Origin of the sequence: uncultured Meiothermus sp. (assembly GCF_937863175.1) — a bacterium.
GTDB lineage: Bacteria > Deinococcota > Deinococci > Deinococcales > Thermaceae > Meiothermus.
Window position 1 is genome coordinate 1 of record NZ_CALMCQ010000020.1, and the last position, 3,302, is coordinate 3,302.

Annotated in this window: 4 protein-coding genes, 1 tRNA gene and 1 pseudogene; 2 read left to right on the top strand and 4 right to left on the bottom strand. The window is 60.7% G+C overall.

Annotated features, from left to right (window positions below):
- Together Q0288_RS00835 and Q0288_RS00840 are read right to left on the bottom strand one after the other, a co-directional pair.
- Positions 1–236 (bottom strand): annotated as a pseudogene (locus Q0288_RS00835) (MFS transporter); the annotation flags it as partial.
- Between the two features lie 27 nt (positions 237–263).
- On the bottom strand, positions 264–920 hold the full coding sequence (locus Q0288_RS00840; protein WP_299425708.1) for a hypothetical protein: 657 nt from the start codon (positions 918–920) through the stop codon (positions 264–266).
- A gap of 201 nt (positions 921–1,121) precedes the next feature.
- Here Q0288_RS00840 and Q0288_RS00845 point away from each other — a divergent pair, with 201 nt between their 5' ends.
- Both Q0288_RS00845 and Q0288_RS00850 read left to right on the top strand, forming a co-directional pair.
- Positions 1,122–1,490, top strand: a complete 369-nt coding sequence (locus tag Q0288_RS00845; protein WP_299425711.1) for an MbcA/ParS/Xre antitoxin family protein — start codon at positions 1,122–1,124, stop codon at positions 1,488–1,490.
- Positions 1,487–1,996 (top strand): RES family NAD+ phosphorylase, encoded by a 510-nt coding sequence (locus Q0288_RS00850; RefSeq protein ID WP_299425714.1) that lies wholly within the window; start codon positions 1,487–1,489, stop codon positions 1,994–1,996. The genes Q0288_RS00845 and Q0288_RS00850 overlap by 4 nt, the downstream gene beginning before the upstream one ends.
- A 165-nt stretch (positions 1,997–2,161) precedes the next feature.
- Here Q0288_RS00850 and Q0288_RS00855 read toward each other — a convergent pair.
- Positions 2,162–2,238: transfer RNA gene (locus tag Q0288_RS00855), tRNA-Arg, on the bottom strand.
- A gap of 281 nt (positions 2,239–2,519) precedes the next feature.
- Positions 2,520–3,302 (bottom strand): tagatose 1,6-diphosphate aldolase (locus tag Q0288_RS00860; protein WP_299425717.1); only part of this gene is annotated, 783 nt, incomplete at its 5' end.

The following is a 3,302-nucleotide window of genomic DNA, read 5'->3' on the forward strand; positions in this document are numbered from 1 at the left end:
TTCCGATCTCGGCGGCCCACCCGGTCGGAGATATAGCCCCAGATGGGTGGCCCAACAAAGGCCATCACCGCTCCAATGGCAAACAGTATTCCCAGTTTCGTAGCCCGTTCGGGCTCGGGGACGAGTTCAGCAACCCTGGCCGGCAGCAGCACCAGCAGAATGAGAAACCACTTGAAGCTGGTAGCAAACCAGTAAGAGGAAACAATCAAGTACCAGAGGTTGGTGTGGGCAAGCATCCCGCCCAGTATACGGGGGTAAATGAGCTAAAAAAGCAAACGCTCGGGAAGGGTTCTCGGCTGGCTTTGAGTTGGGCAAGGGGCCCAGTTCATGATCGAGACCCTACACCGCCGCCAGGTCTTGCATCTGCGGCAGATTGGCGTCCAACCTGCCCTCCCGCACAGCATCTGCCAGGTTCGCGGGGAATTCCTGAACCAGATCCACTCCATCGGTTGAAGACACTCGAGGCACTTGAGGGTGTGCGCGGGCGGCGGGTCAAGAGGTTCCGATTTGCGCCGCAACGAAGCCGCGATCTCCTCCCAGTGATAGGGCGGCCCCTGATGGAGGTTCTGGTTATCCTCTTCCTCGATCTGACGCATGTCCTCGATGGTGTGGTGACGATCCCCGCCATAGCCGTTCCACTGGTCGGCCCAAGCCTGTAGCTCGGCATCGGTCAACACCCGACCCGTCTCGAAGTCCAGGGTCTCGGCGAAGAGGTTTTGCAGCAGGTCTCGAGCTAGGCGGCTCTGCCAGTACGGCTGCTCGTACTCCTGTAGACCAGCCTGGTAAGCCTGGTGGTCGGTTCGGTTCCACAATTCCGGAAAGCGTTCCTTCAGATTCTCGTCGCCGGTTAACGCCCCGTCTAACCAGATCAGCACACGCTTGCGGCCTCCCTCGAGGCCGGTCACTTTGTATCGGGTCATCGGATGCTTATTTTAGCATTTTTCGCCTTGTCAAACAAGGCTTTGTACTGTCCTCGTCGGCATTTTCGGAGTTTGGGGTTGCCGGGGCTGGAGGGTTGAGGAGGTTTTCCACATCACCCTGCTAAAGAAACACGTGGGGTACTGGTGTATAAAAAGAGAACAATTTTTGACATAAAAAGAAAACGGTACTACCCTCGAGGCATGACTCCCGCCCTGCGCCACACCCTGGTTGAAGGCCACAACCCCCAGAGCGGGCGTTTCGACGCCATCCGCCTCGCCAGGGCGCTGGGCCTGAGCGTCCCCGAGATGGCGGGGGTGCTGGGCTATACCCCGCGTGGGATTCGGGCCAACCCCGACTCTAAGAACCTCCAGACCAAGCTGGGCGGGTTGGTCGGCCTGGTGATCCGCCTGATGGAGGAGCTGGACGGCAGCATGGAAAACGTCCGCATCTGGCTGCACGCCCCCCACCCCGACCTGGGCGGCGTGCCCCCCTACCGGACGATGCAGCAGGGCAATTTCGAGGCGGTGGAGACCCTCATCGCCGCGATGGAAGAGGGTACCCCACTGTGAGGCCCAAAAAGAAGCTGCTCGAGGCCCTCCGGGGCCTCGTTCTTTCGCCCCCCCAGGGTACCGCCTACCGCCTGACCAGCGTCCAGTACATGACCAGCCCGCTCGCCACCACGGGCGCACTCAAGACCGGCGGGAGGTACAACAAGAAAGGGCAATTCGCGGCCCTGTACCTGGCCGACACTCCCGCCACCGCCCTGGCCGAGGAACAGATGCTCAAGCTCACCGACCACCGGCTGATCGGGGTCAAAGGGCCGCCCAAGGTGCTGGTCTCGATTGACTACCATCTGCAAACGGTACTGGATTTGAACGACCTCAGGGTGCAAGCCGCGCTGGGCACCGACCTCGAGGAGCTTCGGGCCGAGTGGGTGCTCAAACAGCAGCGGGGGCAGCACATCCCCACCCAAGACCTAGGCGAGGCGGTGTACGAGCTGGGGAGCGTCGAGGCCCTGTGGGTACCCTCGGCGCGGCTGGCGGGGGCCTCCAGCCTGGTGGTGTTCCCTGATTAACTGAAGCTGGGAAGCAGCCTCACCCTCTATGATCCAGACGGGTTGTTATCCCTTTCAAAGGTGGGGCAGTAGCCATCCCAGGCATTCGGCTGGGCGGTTTGCTAAGGGGCAAGGTCAAACGAGAACACGGAGCTTTTGCAGCCCCGTGTTTTTCTTGCACTGGTTTGGCGGGCGCGGCAGGATTCGAACCCACGACCTACTGATCCGTAGTCAGTCGCTCTATCCAACTGAGCTACGCGCCCTGGCGTGCACTGGCGACCATCACCAAATGCGTCCTGTAGCCTAGCATAGGCGCTCAAAGCTGTCAATCGAACCTCAGCCCAAGGGGTGACAAGCCCTGCTTGGTCTCGCCCCCTGGCCCCGAGGGGTGTCTTGCGCACACCAAGAGAAGCTGACCCCCGGATCCGGGAGTCAGCAAAACCCCTGCAAAAGTGTCTTTACACCATCGGATTTTCTATGTCTTACGCAACGATTCGCTATCGGCCATCAACCTGCAAGGAGTCGAGTGGGGGGCGATCGAAATTCAGGCTCGCGCAGCCTCGAGGCTCCCGTAATGCGTCCACCAGGGCTTGGCGCCTTTGGCCAGCACTTCGTTGAGCATCTGGATGTTCTTCACGCCCTGGTCGGAGAGCCAGTCTTCCAGGGCTTTCCCGCCCTGTCTGGCATAGATCGGAATACCGTCCTGCCAGGTGGCCCGTCCACACAGCACACCGCTGAAGGGTACGCCGGCTTCGGCAGCCATCTCGAGCGATTCGCGGAAAACCGCATCGCTCACCCCTGCCGAGAGGTAGATAAAGGGCTTTCCAACAACATTTGCGGTGTCCTTGAGTTGCTGGATGGCCTGAGTGCGGGTATAGGCTTCCTCGCCCTTAAAGCCGAGGGTGCCGCTGGTGTAGGCGATGTTGAAGGGCAGCTCAACCTTGAGCACGTCCACCCCATAACGGTCTTTGGAGAACTCCTCCATGTACTTCGCCACGTAGCGGGGCTTGGCCCTGGCGAGCTCGAGGCCCTCGCCGAGTCTGTCGTCGTAGGCAATGGGCTCCAAGAAGAAAGGTACTTCCAGCGCTGCGCACTCGGCCCCCACCCGCTCGATGAAGGCGTGCTTGATGGTATTGACTTTGGCATCGTCCTCGGGGTTGTAGTAGAGCAGAATTTTTACGGCGTCGCCACCGGATTCGACTATGCGCCGCACACTCAGCTCGGGTAGCAGGTCGGGCAGGCGGCCCGATGTGCTGGTATCGTAGCCTGACTTCTCGTAGGCCAACAACACCCCGGTACGCGGCGCCCTGAACCCCAGCGCAGGCAG

Bases quoted from the DNA above. Each gene is read 5' to 3' on its own strand.
- Q0288_RS00845 (WP_299425711.1), top strand. From the start codon at position 1,122: ATGACTCCCGCCCTGCGCCACACCCTGGTTGAAGGCCACAACCCCCAG.
- Q0288_RS00840 (WP_299425708.1), bottom strand. From the start codon at position 920: ATGACCCGATACAAAGTGACCGGCCTCGAGGGAGGCCGCAAGCGTGTG.